Annotated in this window: 14 protein-coding genes; 3 read left to right on the plus strand and 11 right to left on the minus strand. The window is 53.7% G+C overall.

Annotated elements, in window-relative coordinates; translation table 11 throughout:
* Positions 1 to 46 precede the first annotated feature (46 nt).
* The 4 genes from acnA to topA form a co-directional block, all read right to left on the minus strand.
* Complete coding sequence (acnA, locus tag ACMYSN_RS03755) at positions 47 to 2,719, minus strand: aconitate hydratase (RefSeq protein WP_462497063.1); 2,673 nt, start codon at positions 2,717 to 2,719, stop codon at positions 47 to 49.
* Between the two features lie 389 nt (positions 2,720 to 3,108).
* A complete protein-coding gene (locus tag ACMYSN_RS03760; protein WP_123754040.1) occupies positions 3,109 to 3,276 on the minus strand; it encodes a YmiA family putative membrane protein in 168 nt (55 codons plus the stop codon).
* Between the two features lie 243 nt (positions 3,277 to 3,519).
* Positions 3,520 to 4,494: an HTH-type transcriptional regulator CysB gene (gene cysB, locus ACMYSN_RS03765; protein WP_004861036.1), complete on the minus strand. Its 975-nt coding sequence runs from the start codon at positions 4,492 to 4,494 to the stop codon at positions 3,520 to 3,522.
* A gap of 327 nt (positions 4,495 to 4,821) precedes the next feature.
* Positions 4,822 to 7,419 (minus strand): type I DNA topoisomerase, encoded by a 2,598-nt coding sequence (topA, locus tag ACMYSN_RS03770; protein WP_462497064.1) that lies wholly within the window; start codon positions 7,417 to 7,419, stop codon positions 4,822 to 4,824.
* Between the two features lie 413 nt (positions 7,420 to 7,832).
* On the opposite strand from topA, the gene ACMYSN_RS03775 reads away from it, so the two are divergent.
* The gene (locus tag ACMYSN_RS03775; RefSeq protein ID WP_434668677.1) at positions 7,833 to 8,084 is read left to right on the plus strand and encodes a YciN family protein; all 252 of its coding nucleotides are present in this window, start codon (positions 7,833 to 7,835) and stop codon (positions 8,082 to 8,084) included.
* A 72-nt stretch (positions 8,085 to 8,156) separates the two neighbouring features.
* On the opposite strand, the gene sohB is transcribed toward ACMYSN_RS03775, so the two are convergent.
* Positions 8,157 to 9,203 (minus strand): S49 family peptidase, encoded by a 1,047-nt coding sequence (gene sohB, locus ACMYSN_RS03780; protein WP_462497065.1) that lies wholly within the window; start codon positions 9,201 to 9,203, stop codon positions 8,157 to 8,159.
* Positions 9,204 to 9,457: 254 nt separating this feature from the next.
* Between sohB and ACMYSN_RS03785 the strand changes: the two genes are divergently transcribed.
* A complete protein-coding gene (locus ACMYSN_RS03785) occupies positions 9,458 to 10,219 on the plus strand; it encodes an NAD(P)-dependent oxidoreductase (protein WP_462497066.1) in 762 nt (253 codons plus the stop codon).
* Positions 10,216 to 10,806, plus strand: coding sequence for a cob(I)yrinic acid a,c-diamide adenosyltransferase (cobO, locus tag ACMYSN_RS03790; RefSeq protein WP_462497067.1), 591 nt, complete (start codon positions 10,216 to 10,218; stop codon positions 10,804 to 10,806). Before ACMYSN_RS03785 ends, cobO begins: the two co-directional genes overlap by 4 nt.
* Here cobO and ACMYSN_RS03795 read toward each other — a convergent pair.
* The 6 genes from ACMYSN_RS03795 to ACMYSN_RS03820 all read right to left on the minus strand — a co-directional run bounded on the left by ACMYSN_RS03795 (position 10,778) and on the right by ACMYSN_RS03820 (position 21,829).
* Complete coding sequence (locus ACMYSN_RS03795) at positions 10,778 to 11,752, minus strand: helix-turn-helix transcriptional regulator (protein WP_462497068.1); 975 nt, start codon at positions 11,750 to 11,752, stop codon at positions 10,778 to 10,780. The two genes, cobO and ACMYSN_RS03795, sit on opposite strands and share 29 nt — an antisense overlap.
* A 24-nt stretch (positions 11,753 to 11,776) precedes the next feature.
* Positions 11,777 to 14,128, minus strand: coding sequence for a beta-glucosidase (locus tag ACMYSN_RS03800; protein WP_462497069.1), 2,352 nt, complete (start codon positions 14,126 to 14,128; stop codon positions 11,777 to 11,779).
* A 16-nt stretch (positions 14,129 to 14,144) separates the two neighbouring features.
* Positions 14,145 to 15,506, minus strand: coding sequence for an MFS transporter (locus tag ACMYSN_RS03805; protein WP_462497070.1), 1,362 nt, complete (start codon positions 15,504 to 15,506; stop codon positions 14,145 to 14,147).
* A gap of 179 nt (positions 15,507 to 15,685) precedes the next feature.
* Entirely contained in the window at positions 15,686 to 16,567 is an 882-nt protein-coding gene (gene rluB / locus ACMYSN_RS03810; RefSeq protein ID WP_123754035.1) for a 23S rRNA pseudouridine(2605) synthase RluB, read from the minus strand.
* 274 nt (positions 16,568 to 16,841) lie between these two features.
* Positions 16,842 to 19,460 (minus strand): bifunctional diguanylate cyclase/phosphodiesterase, encoded by a 2,619-nt coding sequence (locus ACMYSN_RS03815; RefSeq protein WP_462497071.1) that lies wholly within the window; start codon positions 19,458 to 19,460, stop codon positions 16,842 to 16,844.
* Between the two features lie 23 nt (positions 19,461 to 19,483).
* Positions 19,484 to 21,829 carry a bifunctional diguanylate cyclase/phosphodiesterase gene (locus ACMYSN_RS03820; RefSeq protein WP_462497072.1) on the minus strand — a complete coding sequence of 782 codons (2,346 nt, stop codon included), beginning with the start codon at positions 21,827 to 21,829 and terminating at the stop codon, positions 19,484 to 19,486.
* Between the last annotated feature and the right edge of the window lie 229 nt (positions 21,830 to 22,058).

The raw sequence follows: 22,058 nt of genomic DNA on the forward strand, positions 1-22,058 counted from the left end.
GGAAAAGATTCAGGGCCAGCAATTGCTGGCCCTTTTTTTACAACATTTACAGCATATTGCGGATCACATAATGCAGAATGCCGTCATTCTGATAGTAGGTGAGCTCTGTGGCGGTATCGATGCGGCAGCGGCAGTCAAGCACCTCCTGCCTGCCGTCCGCGCGCGTTAAGAGCACCTCAACCGTTGCACCAGGCTGTAGCGCCTGAAGATTGCCGATGTCGATCTGCTCTTCACCGCTGAGGCCCAGCGTTTTGCGCGTGACGCCCTGCGGGAACTCCAGCGGCAGGATCCCCATCCCAATCAGGTTAGAACGGTGAATACGCTCGAAGGATTCGGCAATCACCACCCGTACGCCCAGCAGGCGCGGCCCCTTAGCTGCCCAGTCGCGGCTGGAGCCAGAACCGTACTCTTTCCCGGCGACCACCGCCAGCGGTACGCCCTCGCGTTTATACTGCATCGCAGCGTCATAGATAGCGATCGGTTCGCTGCCCGGCAGGTGGCGGGTCATCCCCCCCTCAACGCCCGGTACCATTTCGTTGCGAATGCGGATGTTGGCAAAAGTACCGCGCATCATCACTTCGTGGTTACCGCGACGGGATCCGTAGGAGTTAAAGTCCGCGCGCGCCACACCGTGCTCTTGCAAATAGCGCCCGGCCGGGCTGTCGGCTTTGATACTCCCGGCGGGGGAAATATGGTCGGTAGTGACCGAGTCTCCGAGCATCGCCAGAATGCGCGCCCCGTGAATATCCTCCACCGGCTTCGGCTGTACCCCCATGTCATCAAAAAATGGCGACAGGCGAATGTAGGTGGAGTCTTCCTGCCAGTCATAGGTGTCGGAGCGTTCGACCTCAATCGCTTTCCACTCCGCCGTGCCTTCAAACACCTCAGCGTACTCTTTGTGGAACATCTCGGTCGAGACCTGCTCCACCGCCCGAGCAATCTCATGGCCGCTCGGCCAGATATCTTTCAGATAGACCGGCTGCCCCTCTTTGCTGGTGCCCAGCGGGTCGCTCGTCAGGTTGATGTTCATATTCCCGGCCAGCGCATAGGCCACCACCAGCGGCGGCGACGCCAGCCAGTTGGTTTTCACCAGCGGATGAATGCGCCCTTCAAAGTTGCGGTTACCCGACAGCACCGCGCCGACGGTTAAATCACCTTTTTTGATGGCCTCTTCGATCGGTTCCGGCAGCGGCCCGGAGTTACCGATGCAGGTGGTGCAACCATAACCTACGAGGTTAAAACCAAGCGCATCGAGGTACGGCGTCAGCCCGGCATGCGCCAGGTAATCAGAGACCACTTTGGAACCCGGTGCCAGCGATGCTTTAACCCACGGCTGTGGTTTAAGGCCCAGCTCCACCGCTTTTTTCGCCAGCAGACCGGCAGCCATCAGGACGCTGGGGTTGGAGGTGTTGGTGCACGACGTAATGGCGGCAATCGCCACCGCGCCGTCTGGTAATGCGTAATGGTGTCCGTTCAGCGTATAGTCTACCGGCTGACGGGCGTTCTGTGCCCGATTGACTTCCAGCTCGCTGCTGGCGGCGAATGCCTTAGGTACATCGCCCAGCGCCACGCGATCCTGCGGCCGCTTCGGCCCTGCCAGGCTGGCTTCCACCGAAGCCATATCCAACGCCAGCATGCTGGTAAAGACCGGCTCATCCCCGGTCTGGCGCCACATGCCCTGCGCTTTGGCGTAGGCTTCCACCAGCGCCACCTGCTCGTCGCTGCGGCCACTCAGGCGCATGTAGCTCAGGGTGACGGCGTCGATCGGGAAGAAACCGCAGGTCGCCCCGTATTCAGGCGCCATATTGGCGATGGTAGCGCGGTCCGCCAGCGGTAGTGAATCCAGACCATCACCATAGAATTCGACAAACTTACCAACCACGCCATGCTGGCGCAGCATCTGGGTTACCGTCAGCACCAGGTCGGTGGCGGTGATCCCTTCACGCAGTTTACCGCTGAGCTTAAAGCCCACCACATCCGGGATCAGCATTGAGACCGGCTGTCCTAACATCGCGGCTTCCGCTTCAATACCGCCGACGCCCCAGCCGAGCACCCCCAGCCCGTTGATCATCGTGGTATGCGAGTCGGTTCCCACCAGGGTGTCAGGCCAGGCAAGCCACTCGCCGTTTTGTTCTTCGCTCCAGACCGCTTTACCGAGGTATTCGAGGTTAACCTGGTGGCAAATACCGGTGCCCGGCGGCACGACGCTGAAGCGGCTGAAGGCCTGCTGACCCCAGCGCAGGAACACATATCGTTCATGGTTGCGCTCCATTTCAAGGCGGACGTTTTCTTCGAACGCCGACTGATGGCCAAAGCGGTCGACCGTCACCGAGTGGTCAATCACCAGATCAACGGGCGACAGCGGATTAACCTTCGCCGTATCTCCGCCCAACCGTTTTACCGCTTCACGCATGGCGGCTAAATCGACCACTGCCGGGACGCCGGTAAAATCTTGCATCAACACGCGCGCCGGACGATAGGCAATTTCCCGGTCAGCATGCGCATGTTCAAGCCAGCCCGCGAGGGCCTGAATGTCTTCGGCGGTCACGGAGTCACCGTCCTGCCAGCGCAGCAGGTTTTCCAGCAGTACTTTGAGCGATTTGGGTAGACGGGTCAGATCGCCCAGTTGTTTAGCGGCCAGCGGTAAGCTGTAGTAATGGTAGGTTTTATTTTTGACCTGTAGCGTATCCTTACTGGCTGCTCGTAGGGTTGACGACATAGCTCCTCCTTTATTGCAGGGATGGCATGCCCTGAATCTCCTCAGGGTTAATAATAAAGATAACACATCCCAGCCATAACACTTTGATAACAACCCAAATTGCTAAAATCGGCAAAAGCGCCAAAAACAAAAATCCTGAATAAAGACAGGGTATATTGTCGAATGAAATTGATAGAAAAGAATATATCTGAGGGAATCGTATTAGTACATGAGTACAGAAAGAACTAATCGCCAGGTATCTGACGATTAGTTCAACAGAAGGGATGATTGTTTAAAACTTGTGGTCGCGAAATATATCCTCCTTGTCGCCGCGGGTTATTAACTAAAATAATTTCTCACGATTTCGCTGTCATAAAAATGAAACATACCGCCTTCCAGAAAATGTACGCTCAGCTGATGATCCAAACGTTACAGACGACGAGCGCGATGATACTCCAGAACATCGCTAACCCGATGAGTACGGCACTCCAGGCCCGACTCCTCAACACAGGATCAATCTCCGTTTTGTCACTTTCCTGTGACATCGCCAACTTCATATAATCGATATCACTAATCATTTTATCACCACCAATCGCTAAAATTATCAGGTACAGTTAAAGCTTAATTAGAGATAATAAATTAATCCAGTGAATTCTGATTTCTCCTATTATCTTTGATTATTATTTTGACCCCACCGGGTATATTTGCATTCGTGTTAATAGAAATAATGATTTTTGTGATTCAGACGACGTTTACAAATGTAATTAAGGGCCATTATAGGATTTGGCATCCCACTAGGGGATGCCCCATATGCAGTGCTATCACTTTTCCGGCAGTTTAATATCTTTAAACATCGCCTCAATGTCTTCATTCGAACGTAAAGCCACCGCCGTATCAACCACATCACGCGTCAAATGCGGCGCAAAACGTTGAATAAAATCATACATATAGCTACGCAGGAAGGTGCTGCGGCGGAAGCCTATTTTGGTGGTGCTGTGGCTGAAGATGCCGTTAGCATCCAGCTTGACGAGATCCGGATCGGAGACTGGATCGACCGCCATGCTGGCAATCACCCCGACGCCAAGGCCCAGACGCACATAGGTTTTGATGACATCGGCATCGGTGGCGGTGAAGACGATACGCGGTGTCAGCCCGGCACGGTTAAACGCGGTATCCAGTTCGGAGCGGCCGGTAAAGCCAAAGGTGTAGGTCACCAGCGGGTATTGCGCCAGCTCTTCGATCGTCACCGAGCCTCGGGAGGCCAAAGGATGTTCCGGCGTCACCACGATCGAGCGATTCCAGTGGTAGCACGGTAGCATCACCAGGTCATCGTAGAGATGCAGCGCTTCAGTGGCGATGGCGAAATCGGCATTGCCCTTTGAGACCGCTTCAGCAATCTGCGTCGGCGAGCCCTGGTGCATATGCAGGGAGACACGAGGATAACGTTCAATAAAGCCCTTAATCACGCCAGGGAGCGCATAGCGGGCCTGGGTGTGGGTGGTGGCAACGTACAATGAGCCTTTGTCGGGCCAGGTATGTTCGCCGGCCACCGATTTAATCGCATCAACCTTGGACAGCACTTCGCGTGCAATACGAATGATCTCCTGGCCTGCAGGAGTGACCTGAGTTAAATGTTTGCCGCTACGGGCAAAAATCTGAATGCCAAGTTCATCTTCCAGCATCCGAACCTGCTTACTGATGCCGGGCTGCGAGGTATACAGGCCTTCGGCAGTAGAAGAGACGTTCAGATTATGGTTAACCACCTCAACGATGTAGCGGAGCTGCTGTAATTTCATGGCTGATATCCGTTAACGCGTAAAATGAGCCAGCTTGATACATGAACGTTTCAATCGATTGAGGTCTGTTGCACACCAGGACGATCCCTGCGGGTTGCAGTGATATCGCCATCAGGCACGCTGAAACGATGATGTATAAGACGATTTAATAATAAAAAAGAGATTAACTATAACCACTATATCATTTATACCTTCAGTGTATAGACACTAACAAAAAATAATAAGCCGGTTATAAGGCAGCGTTCAGGCGGGGAATAAAAGCCATTTTAGCTGAAAAATCAGCAAGAAAAAGGGCCGCTATGCGGCCCTTTCAGGAGAGTCATGTGCTTACTTTTTCGCTTCAGTCCATTTGCCATCAATATAGAAGGCTGACCAGCCGGTCGCTTTGCCATCTTTCTCTGAGGCCACGTACTGCTGCTTGGTCTTACGGCTAAAACGCACCAGCGTTTTGTTGCCTTCAGGATCCTGCTGCGGTGCATCGGCGAGATAACGCAGTTTCTCGGCCAGACGATCGCGGAAGCGATACAGTTCTTCAACTAATGGTGCACGTGTTTCACGTGATTTCGGGAAGGTGTTAGCCGCGAGGAAGACCCCTGCAGCACCATCACGCAGCACAAAATAGGCATCCGATTTTTCGCAAGGCAGTTCCGGTAATGGAACCGGATCTTCCTTCGGCGGAGCCACTTCGCCATTACGCAGAATTTTACGCGTATTCTTACATTCGTCGTTGGTGCAGGCCATGTATTTGCCGAAACGTCCCATTTTCAGGTGCATTTCAGAACCACATTTCTCGCACTCAACGACCGGGCCGTCATAGCCCTTGATGCGGAATTCGCCCTCTTCAATCTCGTAGCCGTCGCAGGTCGGGTTGTTACCACAGACATGCAGCTTGCGCTTCGGATCGATCAGGTAGCTGTCCATCGCCGTGCCGCATTTCTGGCAACGACGTTTGGCACGCAGCGCGTTGGTTTCGGCGTCATCACCTTCCAGCACGTTGAGTACTTCGTTTTCCGGTACCAGGTTAATGGTGGTTTTGCAGCGTTCTTTTGGCGGCAGCGCGTAGCCTGAGCAGCCGAGGAACACGCCGGTGCTGGCGGTACGAATACCCATCTTGCGGCCACAGGTCGGACAGTCGATGCTGGTCAGCACCATCGGGTTCGGCTGCATGCCGCCCTCTTCCGGATCCTTCTCAGCCTTTTCCAACTGGGTGGTGAAGTCGCCAAAGAAGTGGTCCAGCACCTTACGCCACTCGGCCTGGTGGTTAGCCACCTGGTCAAGACGGTCTTCCATCTGCGCGGTGAAATCGTAGTTCATCAGATCGCGGAAGTTCTCTTCGAGGCGATCGGTGACAATCTCACCCATTTTTTCTGCATAGAAGCGACGGTTTTCTACCCGCACGTACCCGCGATCCTGAATGGTCGAGATGATCGACGCATAGGTAGACGGACGGCCGATACCGCGTTTCTCCAGCTCTTTTACCAGCGACGCTTCACTAAAGCGCGCAGGCGGCTTGGTGAAGTGCTGCGCTGGCATCAGCTCAACCAGGGTCAGGCTCTCGCCCTGATTGACCACCGGTAAGGTGCGATCTTCATCGCCTTTACGCAGCGCCGGCATCACTTTGGTCCAACCGTCAAAGCGCAGCGTACGGCCACGCGCTTTCAGTTTGAAGTCACCGGCTTTCACGGTCAGCGTGGTGGAGTCGTACTGCGCCGGTGTCATCTGACAGGCGACAAACTGGCGCCAGATCAGCTGATACAATTTCAGCGCGTCCGCTTCCATCCCTTTCAGGTCTTCAGCCATCACGCTCACATCAGAAGGACGAATCGCTTCGTGCGCTTCCTGCGAGTTTTCTTTGCTGGTGTACTGGTTGGCGTTTTCCGGCAGATACTTTTTACCAAAGTTATCGTCGATATATCCGCGAACCATGCTGAGCGCATCCTGGCTCAGGTTGGTGGAGTCGGTACGCATGTAGGTGATGTAGCCCGCCTCATAGAGACGCTGCGCCATCATCATGGTTTTCTTAACCCCAAAGCCCAGACGCGTACTGGCGGCCTGCTGCAACGTCGAGGTGATAAACGGCGCACCCGGCTTGCTGCTGGTCGGTTTATCTTCACGCTCGAGGACGCTGTAGCTGGCTTTTTCCAGCAACGCCACCGCGGCCATGGTTTCGTCACGGTTAACCGGACGGAATGGCTTGTCGTGCTTGTGCGTGACTTCCAGCGGCAGGGCATCGCCCCCCGGCGTGGTGGTACTGGCGTCGATTTCCCAGAACTCTTCCGGGACGAAGGCTTTAATTTCGCGTTCGCGTTCAACCACCAGACGTACAGCAACGGACTGGACGCGGCCGGCAGACAGGCCACGCGCAATTTTTTTCCACAGCAGCGGAGAAACCATATAGCCCACAACGCGGTCCATAAAGCGACGCGCCTGCTGGGCGTTAACACGATCGATATTCAGCTCGCCAGGCTTATCAAATGCCTGACGGATCGCGTTTTTAGTGATTTCATTGAACACCACGCGGCTATAGCGTTTTTCATCTCCACCGATAACTTCCCGCAGGTGCCATGCAATGGCTTCCCCTTCGCGGTCAAGGTCAGTTGCGAGATAGATATGGTCGGCTTTTTCAGCCAACTGTTTGAGTTCTGAAACTACCTTTTCTTTACCCGGAAGTACTTCGTACTGTGCATCCCAGTCATGCCATGGGTCGACGCCCATACGATTGACCAGAGCGCTACGTTCATCCTTTTTAGGCTTTTTAGCCCCTTTGGTGGAGGTAGAGTCGGCGCTCTTTTTGGAAGCTGAGCCACTGGTCGGCAAATCGCGGATATGACCGACGCTGGATTTCACCACGTAGTCATTACCCAGATACTTATTGATCGTTTTGGCTTTTGCCGGGGACTCAACGATAACGAGAGCTTTACCCATATTCACCTTTACCTAATTTGATTCATCCAGGAATAGATCGCACATGTTGATTCACCATCCATGGACGGCGTACGTCAAATGTTGCGACGCCGTCGATGGATATCAACCCTTTGCACGTCTGGTTTCACATCCATAAAACCAGATAGCTGAGTTTACTGACGTTTGCCCGTCAGGTGACATAGCACGAAGAATTTTTGGCCGAATGTCAAGCAAATCTGTTGCCAGATCGCCGAAAGCGTCACACTGTACCTGATAAAATTCGTTACGCAACTTTATTAGCATGCAAATGCAAATCCTGCCAGTAAAGTCATGTTTCTTAGACCCTTGCCATTATCCATGTATTCTAAATGGAAAATTTGCCCCTGCTCGCCACGCGGCGTAAACTATCGCAGGAAGAAACACAGGAGTCCGTTATGCAAGATACAACCCAACCTATCGATCGCCAGACACTACTTGAAGTAGCGAACAAACTCATTCGTGAACATGAAGACACGCTCGCCGGAATCGAAGCGACCGACGTTGTTCAACGTAATGGCGTACTGGTTTTCAGCGGCGAGTTTTATCTTGATGAGCAAGGCCTGCCAACGCCCAAGAGCACCGCGGTATTTAATATGTTCAAATATCTGGCGCATACGTTGTCAGACAAATACCACCTGGCAGATTAGGCTTTGTAATTTATCCAAAGCCCATAATGTCAACGCGAGGCATTTGCCTCGCGTTGTTGTTTGATAAGCCAGTTACATCAGCGGTTTTTGTCCCCGCTGCCACCAGCGGAGCAGTAACCGGTCGGCACTTTCCGCGGCGCTCCCGGTAAAACGGTCGAGCATTTTTTTACGCTGCTGGTAACGCACGGCAATCACGTCATGATTGTCAATCAGACCCAGAAGCAGTTCGTCACTGGTTTTCACCGCGTCCACCAGTCCCTTCTCCAGCGCCTGCACGCCATACCAGTGTTCACCGGTTGCCACTTGCTCGATATCCAGTGTGGGTCGCATTTCATGGACAAAATCTTTGAACAACTGATGGGTCTCGTTCAGGTCTTCGCGGAACTTGCGGCGGCCTTCATCCGTGTTCTCACCCAGCAGTGTTAAGGTCCGTTTGTACTGCCCGGCGGTATGCAGTTCAATATCGATCTCTTTGCTCTTCAGGAAACGGTGAAGGTTTGGGATCTGCGCCACCACCCCGATAGAGCCGAGGATGGCAAAGGGAGCGGCAACAATGTTGTTCGCCACACAGGCCATCATATAGCCACCGCTGGCCGCGACTTTATCGACCGCGACGGTGAGTGGAATTTGTTTGTCACGCAGACGCTGCAGTTGCGAGGCTGCCAGGCCATAACCGTGGACCACGCCACCGGGGCTTTCCAGACGCAGAATAACCTGGTCGCGGGGGTTTACCGCCGCCAGCACTGCGGTGATCTCTTCGCGCAGGCTACCGACTTCGTGTGCATCCATACTGCCTTTAAAATCCAGCACCCAGGCACGCGGTTTGCTGTCCGGCTCCGCGGAGCCCATCTTGGCCCGCGCTTTGGCGGCTTTCGCCTCCTGCTTGAGCTTTTTCTTTTGCGCTTTATGCCAGAGCTTTTGCTGCGGGCCATCGAGCAGCGCTACCGCCAGCTCTTCCCGCATATCCTTGTATTGCTCGCTAAGATTAGTCACCCGTAGCTCTCCGCGCTGTTTCTTGCGCAGAGCCTGGTTAACGATAATTGCGGCAATAACCGCAATCGCGACAACCACTGTCACGATTTTGGCCAAAAACAGGCCATATTGAGCAAGTAATTCCACGTTTTCACCTTGTGTAAACCACTGACGTTGAAGCACAGTGTACATCAGCCGCCTTCAGGAAGTCTCTGCGCTTTGTGTGCGGTACGACGGTCGTTCCTCTTTTTTTAGCGACGATGAAAACGTTGCAAGATATTCATTTCGATACGTGTTTCCCCCTTCGCCGATTGCAATAGCCGCCTGTTTCAGGCATAAAACGCAAAAGTGAGATACCGAATACACCGTGCGATCGTCTGAAGATTGCTCAAGGAGTCGCCGTGCACTATCAGCCGCAGAGTCATTTATTAAAAGATCGCATCATTCTGGTTACCGGCGCCAGCGATGGGATCGGTCGTGAAGCCGCGCTAACCTACGCGCGCTACAACGCCAGCGTTATCCTGGTCGGACGTAACGAAGAGAAGCTGAAAAGCGTCTCGCATGAGATTCAACAAACCGGCGGGATCCCCGCGCCGTGGTTTACGCTGGATCTACTCACCTGTACTCCTCAGGCGTGTCAGCAGCTGGCGCAACAGATAAGCATCCACTACCCGCGCCTCGATGGCGTGCTGCATAACGCAGGCCTGCTGGGTGACGTGTGTCCGATGGACCAGCAAAAACCGGACGTCTGGCAGCAGGTTATGCAGGTTAACGTCAACGGCACCTTTATGCTGACCCAGGCCCTGCTTCCTTTATTACTGAAGTCCGAGTCCGGCTCATTGGTCTTCACCTCCTCCAGCGTTGGCCGTCAGGGACGCGCCAACTGGGGCGCATACGCCGCCTCCAAGTTTGCGACTGAAGGCATGATGCAGGTGCTGGCCGAAGAGTATCAGAGCCGTCACCTGCGAGTGAACTGCATTAATCCAGGTGGCACGCGCACCAAAATGCGCGCCAATGCCTTCCCGACGGAAGATCCGCAAAAACTGAAAACTCCCGCCGATATCATGCCGGTCTATTTATGGTTGATGGGCGATGACAGCCGTCGTAAGACGGGAATGACCTTCGATGCCCAACCCGGGCGCAAACCAGGAATTGCACAATGAGTGATGAACGCTACCGTGAACGCCAGCAGCGGGTAAAAGATAAAGTCGACGCCCGGGTGGCGGCAGCGCAGGAAGAGCGCGGCATTGTTATCGTGTTCACCGGTAACGGGAAAGGGAAAACCACCGCCGGTTTTGGCACCGTCACCCGTGCCATCGGGCATGGTAAAAAAGCCGGCGTCATCCAGTTTATTAAAGGTACCTGGCCCAATGGCGAGCGCAACCTGCTGGAGCCACACGGGGTTGAATTTCAGGTGATGGCCACCGGTTTTACCTGGAATACTCAGGATCGGGAAAGCGACACAGCCGCCTGCCTCGCCGTCTGGGAGCATGCGCGGCGGATGCTGGCTGACCCGACGCTGGACATGGTTCTGCTTGATGAACTGACCTACATGGTGGCCTACGACTATCTGCCGCTAGAAGAGGTACTGTCTGCCCTGCGTAACCGCCCAGCCCAGCAAACGGTGATTATCACCGGGCGCGGCTGTCATCGTGAAATCATCGAGCTGGCCGATACCGTCAGCGAACTGCGGCCGGTGAAGCACGCCTTCGATGCCGGTATCAAAGCGCAGATGGGAATTGATTACTAAGCGCCAGGCGCTCAAGCAGCACCTGATTAAGCGGTAAACACAGGCAGTCCTCACCCAATGCCAGTGCGCTTTCCATCCTGTTTTGCTTTGAGACAAAACGCTTGCGGTATTCCGTCGGCGTCAGACCACAGTATTTATTAAAGGCGGCAATCAGGTATTTGTGTTCCTGAAAGCCGCAGCTGTGGCTGATGTCGGTGATTGGCGTACGGGTATCGCGCAGCAGCATTCTGGCCTTATTCAGCCGAACCAGCGTGAGATACTCCTTAAAATTATGCCGGCTGACCTTCTTGAACAGCCGCGAAAACCACGAATAGCTCATACCGCTATGGTTCGCCACCTCGCTCAGCGTCAGCGGCTGATCGAAGTGCTGGTTAATAAAATCGATTCCTTTTTTGATCATCGCCTCTTCACGCAATGAGCTTTCCACGTGCGGGGCCGGCTCTCCTGCCTGTACCAGCGCATCGAGCAGCAGGTAAGTCATCGCAATACGTTGGAACGGCGTCTGGTTATCAATCAGCTGTGCTAACAGTTCACTGAGCCGCCGGTACACCTGCTGGTCCGTAACGGTTTTACTGCGCCCCTGGGTACACCAATGGAGTACCGGCGCGGTGTGCAGTTCATCAAACAGGCCGGGAGAGAACTGGACGGTCACCAACGAACTGCCCTGCTCTTCGGCACACAGTGAATGTACCGCCTCGGCATTGATATACACCATGTCTCCCTGTACCAATTCCACGTTCTGCTGGCCAACGACGATCGAAAACCGCCCGCTCATAACGGTGATTAACTCTGGCGCCGGGTGCCAGTGAGGTTCGCAATAGCGCACCTCGGCGGCAAAGACATTTAGCTTATCGGCATCAAAAGCAATCAGCTCATAGCCGCTGTTTACCGTATGCCGCCCGGCCTCTGGAGCCGGGCGTGGATGAGTAACGGAAAATGGAAACACGCATCATCTCCTGTGCCGGGACGATTATTCACGCCCGGCAAGTACATCATTGAGCTCGTCGCGGTCGATATCCAGTGCTAAAAACTCGGTCAACGCGATCAGCAATCCACAGAACAGATCGGGAGCCAGTTGGATCAACCGTTCGCGGATTTGCGCCGGTGGCAGCTGGCTTTTACGGGCAATCAGGGCCACAACCCGTTCGAGCGCTTCCGGCTGCTGAATCAACTGCTGCAGCGAGTTATCGTCACGTAGCGGGACGCAGCGCGGCGGGCAATCTACCTCGACCTCAGCATGCAGCGCCAGATCGCGGGAAGAACTCCCCACCCGAATCTGCCAGCATCCCGGCGTGATAACCCAGTCGGCCAGCCCTGGATGATAACAGGCCAGCTCCGCGATGGGCAGTTGCAGGCTTACGTGGCGGGTTTCGCCTGCGGCCAGCGACACTTTGCTAAACGCCTTAAGCGCCCGGACTTCGCGGATAAGCTCTCCGGCCGGCGCGCTGACGTACAGTTGAACGACTTCTTTCCCTGCGCAATCGCCAGCATTAGTGAGTGCGAAAGAGACGGTCAGCGTCTCGTCGGCGCCCACGCGCGGCGCGGAAAGCTGGATATCACGATAGACAAAACGAGTATAGCTCAGGCCAAAACCGAACGGGAATTGCGGCGCCAGGCGGCGTTTATCATAGTAACGGTAGCCGACAAACAGCCCTTCGCCGTAATGATGACGCAGGTTTTCCCCTGGATAGTGAAGCCAGGCTGGAGTCTCTTCAAGGGTATTCGGTACCGTCACGGTCAATTTACCGCACGGGTTGCGCTTACCGAACAGAATCTCCGCTACCGCCCGCCCCATGCCCTGCCCGGCAAAGAAGGTCTCCAGAAGGGCTTTACAATCCGTAAGCCAGGGCATCACCACCGCATCGCTGTTAGCCAGCACGACCACCACATTAGGCTGAACGGCTGCTACTTCCCGAATCAGCTGCTCATGTACCGCCAGAATATTCAGATCATGACGATCGCCATTCTCCCCATCTTCACCAACGGCGGTGCTGACAAAGATAATGGCCACGTCCGCCGCCTGAGCTACGTCTCGGGCTTCAGCCAGCGCCTGCGGATCGCTGCACAGATCGTCCGGCGCTCCAACGGCCCAGGAGACACTGAAATCATCCCCGGCAAGGTCAAAAATTTCGTCGAGCGGGCGATCCAGCAGCCAGGGAACTGTGGTCGCACAGCCAGAACCTTGAATCACTGGCTCCTGCGCTGGCTTACCAAGCACCGCAATCCGTGGCGTACGTTCCGCCCGCAGCGGCAGCAGATTATCCTCGTTTTTCAGCAGCACGATAGATTCAGCCGCCAACTGCTGCGCCAGCACGTGGTGCCCCGGGAAATCAGCCTGAGTCAGTGGGAGACGGTGGCGCTGAACTTTATCCAGCAGCGCCAGCATCCGCTGACAGGCGCGATCGACCACCGCCATAGGCACCTCGCCGGCGTTAATTGCTGCCAGCAGCGTCTGTTTGTCGCGACGGGTTTCCGGCATGGCCAGATCGTTTCCCGCCAGCAACGAGGCCGGACGGTCCTTGATGCCATACCAGTCGGACATCACCAGCCCGTCGTAGCCCCACTCCTCACGCAGAACCTGAGTCAGTAAAAAGGGGTCCTGCGAGGTCTGAACGCCATTAAGCCGGTTGTAGGATGACATCACGGTCCACGGCTGAGATTTAGCGATCGCCCGCTGGAAACCGGCAAGATAGATTTCACGCAGCGCCCGCTCATCAATGATCGAGTCCATCTCCGTGCGGCGGTATTCTGAATTATTCGCCGCAAAATGTTTCAGACTGGCGCCTACCCCCTCCTGCTGCAACCCGTTAATTAACGCGGCGGCAATGTCCCCGCTGACCACCGGGTCCTCGGCGTAATATTCATAACCCCGTCCGGCCAGCGGCGTACGACGGATATTGATCCCTGGCCCCAACAGAATACCAACCCCCATCTGCTGACATTCACGCCCCAGCGCCTGCCCCATTAGGAATACCAACTCCACATCCCAGCTACAGGCGAGGCTGGAGCCGTTGGGAAAGCAGGTTGCCGGCAGCGAGGCGCTGAACAGGGCTTCACTGCCACCTTTCGCCACCGGCTCTTCCACCGCAGCCCGGTCAGCCGTCTGGGTGATAACCGAGATGAAGTCGTCCATGCTCCACTTTTCGTGGCCATCGATTTGCGCACTGCTGTAGCGCACTCCGTAGGTACCATCGGTCATCACGATATCGCTGATCCCATGTTGCGCTAGCGAGGCCGTTCGCCACAGACCATTTCCGGTCAACAACGCCACTTTCTCTTCTGCGCTCATCGCGGCAATTAAAGTATTAAATTCAGTATTCATCTCTGACTCCCTGAGGCTAAAGCGCATTCTGTTTACGCAGGCTAATTTTCTGAACAATCTCACGATAGGTTTTTTCATCCAGCGAATAACAGGCCACAAATATTGCGCTAATCGTGAACATGGTCCCTGGGAATAACGTCATCAAAATATTAATCCCGTTAGTTGCGCTGGCCGTAATATTAGCCGCGTCATAATGATAGTAATCCAGCATCCAGCCCGCACAGCCGCCACCAATCGCCATCGCAATTTTGGTGATAAAATTAAAGAAGCCATAAATTGCACCTTCCGTGCGCACGCCGTGATGCCATTCGGCATACTCCACCGTATCGGCAATCATTGACCACATGGCAACAAACCCCATCCCCAGAGTAATACTATAGAGACACACGCCGGTCATAATGAGCCATAGATTATTCGCCGCCACAAAGTACTGCATCAGCACCCCCAGGACACCAATCAGCAGCGCTACCAGCGCCATTCTCTTTTTGCCCATCAGGGCGATCGCCTTTTCTGAAATAACGGTCCCGACAATATATGCAGCAGACTGAATCAGGAAAAATGTTGCGGTATAACCTTCACTGCCAATAATGTATTTAATAAAGTAGATCGCAATTGCCATCCATACGGTGTAGGCGATATAGAAGAAGACCGTAAACAGCGACAGATTAAGCAGCGGCGCATTCCCCATCACCGCCCGCAGCATTTCTCGCAGCGTTGGTGCCGGGGCCTCCTCTTCTTCGCCCACTCGCTCTTTGGTCATCTCAAAGCAGGCAAGGAACAGAAACGTCGCCAGCAGTGCAAAGCATGAGACGGCAAAAACATAGCCTGACTGCTTATCCGTAAACGGCGAGATCAGCATATCGGCGGTAGTTGGAACGATTAAATAGCCCACAATCGCCAGCACAAATCGATATACTGACAACGATGACCGGGAAGCTTCGTGCTGCGTTAGACGATTAGTTAACGCCGAATATGGAGTATTAACTGCGGTATAAGCCAGGCAGTAAATGGTATAAGAGAGCAAGGCAAAATAAAACTTCGCCTCACCGCCAAACGGCACAAAGCACAATACAGTTAAAAAACCTAATGGCACTGCCCCATATAATAACCAGGGGCGTAGCTTCCCATATTTGCTGTGAGTTTTATCGATAGCAAAACCGATAATAATATTAAAGACAGCATCAACCACCCGCGCAATGACAAATATCAGACTAGCCTGCACGGCGCTGATACCATAAATATTGGTATAAAAGAACAGTAAAAAAAGAGAAACAAAACCGAATGATAAGTTGGACGCAAAGTCACCGAAACCGTAACCTATTTTCTCTTTCACGCCGATAACCACATAGCTTGCCGATAATTTTCCTGCTGTATCCATTTTTGGCTACCTGTTATTGTAATCAGTATCGACAGTATATGGCGTTAGCAGCAAAGGTACTTTGCGTTATTTGTCCGGGTATTTCCTGTTTTTTGTCTTTATACAGAAGTGTGAAAGGCGTCACATGAGGGAGAAGCGTGGGAACAGCGTCCGGCGGGAGCCCGCCGGACAGCATCAGATTAGCCGTTGTTACGGCTGCCGCCAGAACGGCGATTGCTGCTGTTGCCCACCTGGCTATGGCGTTTCACCGCGCGACGAATCTGATTCGCCTTCACACGACGACGATCTTTCTCTACCGCTACTTTAGTGGTGGTTTCTGCCGGCAGCTCCACCAGCTCACGCAGGTAGTTGGTCTGCGCCAGATCCAGCTCGGTATAGCCGCCGCGAGGCAGGCCTTTTGGCAGCGGGATATCACCGTAGCGAACGCGGATCAGACGGCTGACCTGAACACCGACGGCCTCCCACAGGCGACGGACTTCACGGTTACGCCCTTCGGTCAGCGTCACGTTGTACCACTGGTTGATCCCTTCACCGCCGGCAAACTTGATAGTTTTAAAGGCCGCCGGGCCATCTTCCAGTTGCACACCGCGAGACAGCTGACGCAGTTTGTCTTCGTCAACCTGACCAAACACGCGCACGGCGTATTCACGTTCGACTTCACGGCTTGGGTGCATCAGTCGGTTTGCCAGTTCACCATCGGTGGTAAACAGCAGCAGACCGCAGGTGTTGACGTCCAGACGCCCCACCGCGATCCAGCGTGCGCCACGCAGTTTTGGTAAACGGTCAAACACCGTCGGACGGCCTTCCGGATCGTTACGGGTACAGAGTTCACCTTCCGGTTTGTAGTACGCCAGAACGCGGCAAATCTGCTCAGCAGACTCTTTCACCGAGATCACATGACCATCGATACGAATTTTCATACCCTGTACAACTTCAACGCGATCGCCGAGGGTGGCGATTTTGCCATCGACGCTGACGCGGCCAGCTTCGATTTTAGATTCAATCTCACGGCGGGAGCCGTGGCCGGCGCGGGCCAGCACTTTCTGTAGTTTCTCGCTCATTGAGCTTCCTTAAGGTGTCGCCTTCCCAGGCGTCTGGTATACTTTATAAAACAACCGGATAGCTATATAACCAGTTGTTTTGTAGATGCTTTCTACATCAAAGGGGGGCGTTATCTTCAGCTGAAGCCGGGCCCGCCCGTCTACGTGGGCGGCTATTCTACACTAACTAAAAAATGAATGCTGCTTTGCGTTGCATTCGCCTGCTACGCCGGTCTACAGGCACCATGGATTATGCGTCAGATTGCCGCCGTTATCCTCCCTGTTGCGCACAATTTCACGCCTGTTCACCCTTTTTTTCATCGTCAGCGGGACTCTCAGTCTGGTAATAGAACGCCCCGGTTTCACAGCGGAAGCTGGAAAAGGCCGCCGGGTGATGGAAATAGTATCCCTGCGCCTTCTGACAGCCCAGCTTCTGCAGCTGCTGCTTCACGCCCTCATCTTCTATCCCTTCAGCAATCAGCGGCACTTTAAATCCGCGAGCCAGCACGATCAGCGAGTTAATCACCGATGTCGCTTTCTCATCATCCAGATAATTACTGATAAACTGCTGGTCGATTTTAATACTGTCGAACGGCAGCGTATGCAAATAGGACAGGCTGGAGAAATTGGCGCCAAAGTCATCGAGCGAGACGGATATACCGTGGCGACGCAGGTAGCTCAACATCTTACCAATCCGCTCAACGTTATTGGCCAGCACGCGTTCGGTTATCTCGATACAGACGTTGGCATTTGATAGCCCATTGCGACGAATGGAATCCATTAAGTGCCAGGCAAAATCCTGCTGCAGGATCTGGATCGCCGAGACATTAATATAGATAACGAAATCTTCCGGCGCGCCGCGGGCAATCATCGCGGCCAGCTCACGGCACGCCTCTTCTATGATCCATTTCCCCAACGGAATGATAAGCCCGGTTTCTTCGGCCAGCGGAATAAAACGGTCAGGAGGGACGTCACCCAGCACCTCAGAATGCCAGCGGATCAGACACTCCCCTTCACGGCAGTGTTCCTCATCGCCCTGATCGATAATGGGCTGCAGGACCAGATGAAACTCCTGACGATGAATCGCATCGCTCAGGTGCTCATGCAGGCGGATATTAAACAGTTCGCGATCGCGCATTTCGCTGGAGAACAGCGCAACCACACCATTGCCCTGCTTTTGCGCCTGCTTCAACGTAATCCATGCTTCCTGCAGTACCTGGGTCACGTTCTGCGCGGTGATCTCGCTGAAAACCATCCCGACATTACCGGTATAGACATACTTTTTATCTGACGGATAGTGCTCCAGCTCTTCGCTGATAAACAGGGACGATAAAATCTCGCGGTAGCGTTGATAATCCTTTTGCTGATTCATCCCCGGAAAAACAATAATAATTTTATCGTCTTTATCGCGGGCGAGCAGCGTGTCCGTCGGCAACAATGTCTGCAGACGACGGATAAACTCATTAATAAAGGTGTTGCCGTACTCCGCCCCTAACGAGTTAATAATGGTGTTCATGTTGCTGATACTCACCAGCCCCAGCAGGTTGCGGCGACTGTACAGCGCATCTTGTTGCAGAAGACCCGCCCGGGTAAACAGCCCCGTGCTTTCATCCTCTTCAATTTTCCGCCGCTGGCTTTCGAAACTTTCCGCCAGCTTGTACGACAGCGCCATAAAGGTGGTTTCGAGGGAGACAATCTCCGGGAAATGTCGCTTATTATCCGGCGGGGTCCAGCGATGTGTCGCCAGTTGGTCGGACTTACGCACGATATCCTGCAGCGGTTTCGCCACCCGTTTCAACACCCAGAACACCACCAGCAGGCCAGTTATCAGCACCAGACACAACACCGCCATCGTCATCATCGAATACTTCACCACCGTGTGGGTAATGGTTTTCGCCGGGCTGATGATCATCCCCTGCCATTGCAGTAATGACTCGCGGTCTCGTACCGGGAAGGCATCGACGTAATAATCTTTGCCCTGCACCGTCATCGCTTGCAGGCCCGGCTGCCGCGCCTGTTTTACCGCCTCGTTCGCCGCGACGATAACCGGGTTGTCGAGGGCGTCAAGATTTTGCAGCGTGAGCGCGCTCTGCCCCTCTTTTTTCAGCATGCCGTGCGCCAGCGTCGGGAGGGATGAGGCGATTAATTGCTGCTGCTCGTTGACGAGCAACAGCACGCTGCCCGGAAAGGGTTTAAGTTTTTCCAGTTGCTGATTCAGTTCTTCGAGATGCATTTCGCTGGCCACCACGCCGACAAATTTCCCCTGACGGTTAAACGCCGGGGAACTGTACGCGACCGCGATTTCCTGACGATGCTCATCGTTCTGAAAAGGGGCTGTCCAGCCAGCATTCTGGCTGTGTGCGACAGGCTTAAACCACGCGCTCTGTAAAACATCTACATTGTCGATCGTTTTATCGACGCTGGCGTTCACGCTGAGATGGTTGTAGACCGTCAGTTGATGCTGAGTTTGCGCATCCTTGAGCGAGAGATAGTCATTATCCGAATGCGTTTTATCATGTGCCACCTGAACCAGGTCGCCATTTACGCTACCAAACTCAATGGTGCTCAGATCCTGCTTGTTGATAAATACGTTGTTGAGGGTATTGGCGATATCGCTGACCAGATGACGAACCTCGATGGTATCACCCACTTCGCGCCCAATGGCATGAACAATAATGGCATTCGACTGGATCGGGACATCGATATAGTCATGAATAGCCTCTTCGATGGCGATTCGCCTGGCGCTGAGAATGCTCTGGCTGACTTCATCAATAAAAGCCGATCCCTGGAAGTAGAGAAAAGTATAAACGATCAGCAAAACCGCGATAACGGTGGTAAGCATCGTTAACGGAATCATATGCGCCAGCGACAGCGGATAGCTCTTGATAGAAAACTGTTTCTTGAGAATTTGCATAGAGTCTCCCGAAGGCGCCGCCGTTATTCCGGCTCGACAAACAAAATGCCGTTTTCCGGTGTGAATTGATCGAAGGCCTTCGGTCGGGAGTAGTAATAACCCTGAGCGAGATCACATCCCATCTCCTTGAGCCTGGCCGCCATTTCTACGGTCTCGACCCCTTCGGCAACCAGCGGAACTTCAAAGCTTTGTGCCAGCATCAGTACGGAGGCGATCACCGCCTCACTCTTCTTGTCATCCAGCACGTTTTTCACGAACCCGCGATCGATTTTCAGGCAGTCAAACGGCAATGAATGCAGGTATGAGAGGCTGGAATAACCAGAGCCAAAATCATCAATCGCCACCGATACGCCCAGACGGCGTAAATAGGCGAGGATCTTCACCACCCGGTGGGTATCGTGCAGCAGGACGCTTTCCGTAATTTCGATGCAAATATTGCTGTTCATCAGCTCATAGCGCTGGATGGCAGCCAGTAAATGGGTCGAGAAATCAGGTTGTTGTATCTGCACCGCAGAAATATTCACATGCAGCTTAAAGTCCTGCGGCGCACCGTTGGCAATAAATGCCGCCAGTTCACGACAGGCGGTTTCGACAATCCACTTACCGAGCGGCACAATCATGCCGGTATGCTCGGCCAGACCAATAAATTTGTCCGGCGGCACAAAGCCCAGCACGTTGGACTGCCAGCGGATCAGGCATTCACCCTCTTTGCAGTGGCTGCCTTCTTCAAAGGAGACGATGGGCTGCAACACCAGATGGAAACCTTCGGTCTGCAGGTCATCGCACAGGGCCTGGTGCAGACGCAGGTTATTGACCTCTTCTTCGCGCATTTGCGAGGTAAACAACTCGCTGGCTCCGCTGCGTTGGAGTTGCGCATGCTGTAAGGCAATACTGACGTTCATCAGGCATTCGCTGATGTTCTCCTGCGACAGGGTGTCCTGGACCATCCCGACGTGGCCGGTGAAAATATGCGCATCACCGGATGACTCCGGCGTCGCCAGGCGGAATATAGAGGAGAGCAATGAGCTGTAATAGGCCACATCTTTGCTTTCATAGGTTCCGGCAAACGCGATGATAAACAGATCTTCACGATCGCGGCAGCACAGCGCCCCTTCCGGCAGGATCTCGCGGATACGCAGGGCAAACTGGCGGATAAACTGGCGTGCCAGCTCATTGCCCAGCACGTTCTTCACCGAGTTGTAGTTGCTGACATGCACCATCGCTAACAGGTTGCGGTTGTGATACAGCGACTCGGTCAGCAGCAGGCCGTTGCGGTTTAAAAATCCGGTTTCCGGATCCTCTTCTAACTTTTTACGCTTATTTTCGAAAGCCCCTGGCAGGGTCTGCGAGACGTTATTCAGCGCCTCATCGAGGTTAGCGATCTCCGGGAACAGCCGTTTAGGCTGTTTGGTCCACGGCATCAGGCCTGGGCGCACTTTATCCGCCACCTCTTTCAGCGTGCCAGTAAAGTGAGAAATAATAAGCGCCACAACGACCATCAGTGCAAAGATGAACAGCATATTGCTGAAGGTCATCATCAACCGCTGCTGGTTCATCGCGGTATTCGCCTGCTTATAAGGCGCGATCATTAGCGCCTTCCACTTCAACGCCCGATCGCGATCCTGGACATCAAAGACGGTAGCCAGATACTCACGGCCCTCAATATTAAAGGACGTGACATCCTGCGGACGGCTGGTCTTCAGGATCTCGCGAATCACCGGCTGGCTTTGTTGCAGCGCCGCAGTGACGCCAGAGGAGGCGACGATATGGTTGCTTTCATCGCTTATCAACAGCGCTGAGCGGGTGCCCGGAAGAATACTTTGCAAATATCCCTTCATATCGGCCGGCATCGTCCCGCTGGAGATCAGCCCGCAGAACATCCCCTGCTTATTGAATACCGGCAGATGATAGATGATGGTCGGGCTCCCGGTGAGGCGCTCGATACTCCAAAAAGGTTGTTTCTTTTGTAGCGCCTTAACAAACCACGGCTGCCCGGTAACGTTGAAATGCTCGTTAACTTTGACAATCGTCGAATCTTTGGTGATGCCGCTATAGCTCACCAGACGCTGCGGCTCGCTAGCCAGCGTGCGTTGTAAATAGATTTGGTTGCTGTGATCGTTTCGCACCACGGAATAGTAGCGACCGCTGGTTTCAGCCCAGGAAAGGCTTTTAAATGCCGGGGTGGAATTCAGAGCATGAGCGGTTAAATAGACTAACTCCGGCACCAGTTGCTGTTCCGGGATATTATTGTCACTGCCCTGAATATATTGCTGCAACAGATTACTGACCTGCCGTGGGCGCTCGAAGAAATCTTCCAGCTTATGTTGCACCAGTTGACTATTACTGAGCAGCAATTGCTTACTGACCACCTCTTCCACCTGATGAGACTGATAATTAAATAATCCAGTCAGGCAAACGATAATGACAATCAATAAGAGCAGAGAAACCAGAAGCACACTTTTTAATAAAGTGAACGGATACGTTTTATAAGAAAATTTGGTCATAGGACACGTTATGTTAATCATACCCATGTGGGTGAAATCGTTTAATAAATATCACCCCACAATGACGCATCAAGGGCAATCAGAATGAAGCTAT

The sequence above is a fragment of the Klebsiella sp. R445 genome (genome assembly GCF_051131755.1).
Lineage (GTDB): Bacteria > Pseudomonadota > Gammaproteobacteria > Enterobacterales > Enterobacteriaceae > Klebsiella > Klebsiella lignicola.

Excerpts from the sequence above, each read along its gene's own strand:
- acnA (WP_462497063.1), bottom strand. The coding sequence starts at position 2,719 with ATGTCGTCAACCCTACGAGCAGCCAGTAAGGATACGCTACAGGTCAAA.
- ACMYSN_RS03760 (WP_123754040.1), bottom strand. The coding sequence starts at position 3,276 with ATGATTAGTGATATCGATTATATGAAGTTGGCGATGTCACAGGAAAGT.
- cysB (WP_004861036.1), bottom strand. The coding sequence starts at position 4,494 with ATGAAATTACAGCAGCTCCGCTACATCGTTGAGGTGGTTAACCATAAT.
- topA (WP_462497064.1), bottom strand. The coding sequence starts at position 7,419 with ATGGGTAAAGCTCTCGTTATCGTTGAGTCCCCGGCAAAAGCCAAAACG.
- ACMYSN_RS03775 (WP_434668677.1), top strand. The coding sequence starts at position 7,833 with ATGCAAGATACAACCCAACCTATCGATCGCCAGACACTACTTGAAGTA.
- cobO (WP_462497067.1), top strand. The coding sequence starts at position 10,216 with ATGAGTGATGAACGCTACCGTGAACGCCAGCAGCGGGTAAAAGATAAA.
- ACMYSN_RS03800 (WP_462497069.1), bottom strand. The coding sequence starts at position 14,128 with ATGAATACTGAATTTAATACTTTAATTGCCGCGATGAGCGCAGAAGAG.
- ACMYSN_RS03805 (WP_462497070.1), bottom strand. The coding sequence starts at position 15,506 with ATGGATACAGCAGGAAAATTATCGGCAAGCTATGTGGTTATCGGCGTG.
- rluB (WP_123754035.1), bottom strand. The coding sequence starts at position 16,567 with ATGAGCGAGAAACTACAGAAAGTGCTGGCCCGCGCCGGCCACGGCTCC.
- ACMYSN_RS03815 (WP_462497071.1), bottom strand. The coding sequence starts at position 19,460 with ATGCAAATTCTCAAGAAACAGTTTTCTATCAAGAGCTATCCGCTGTCG.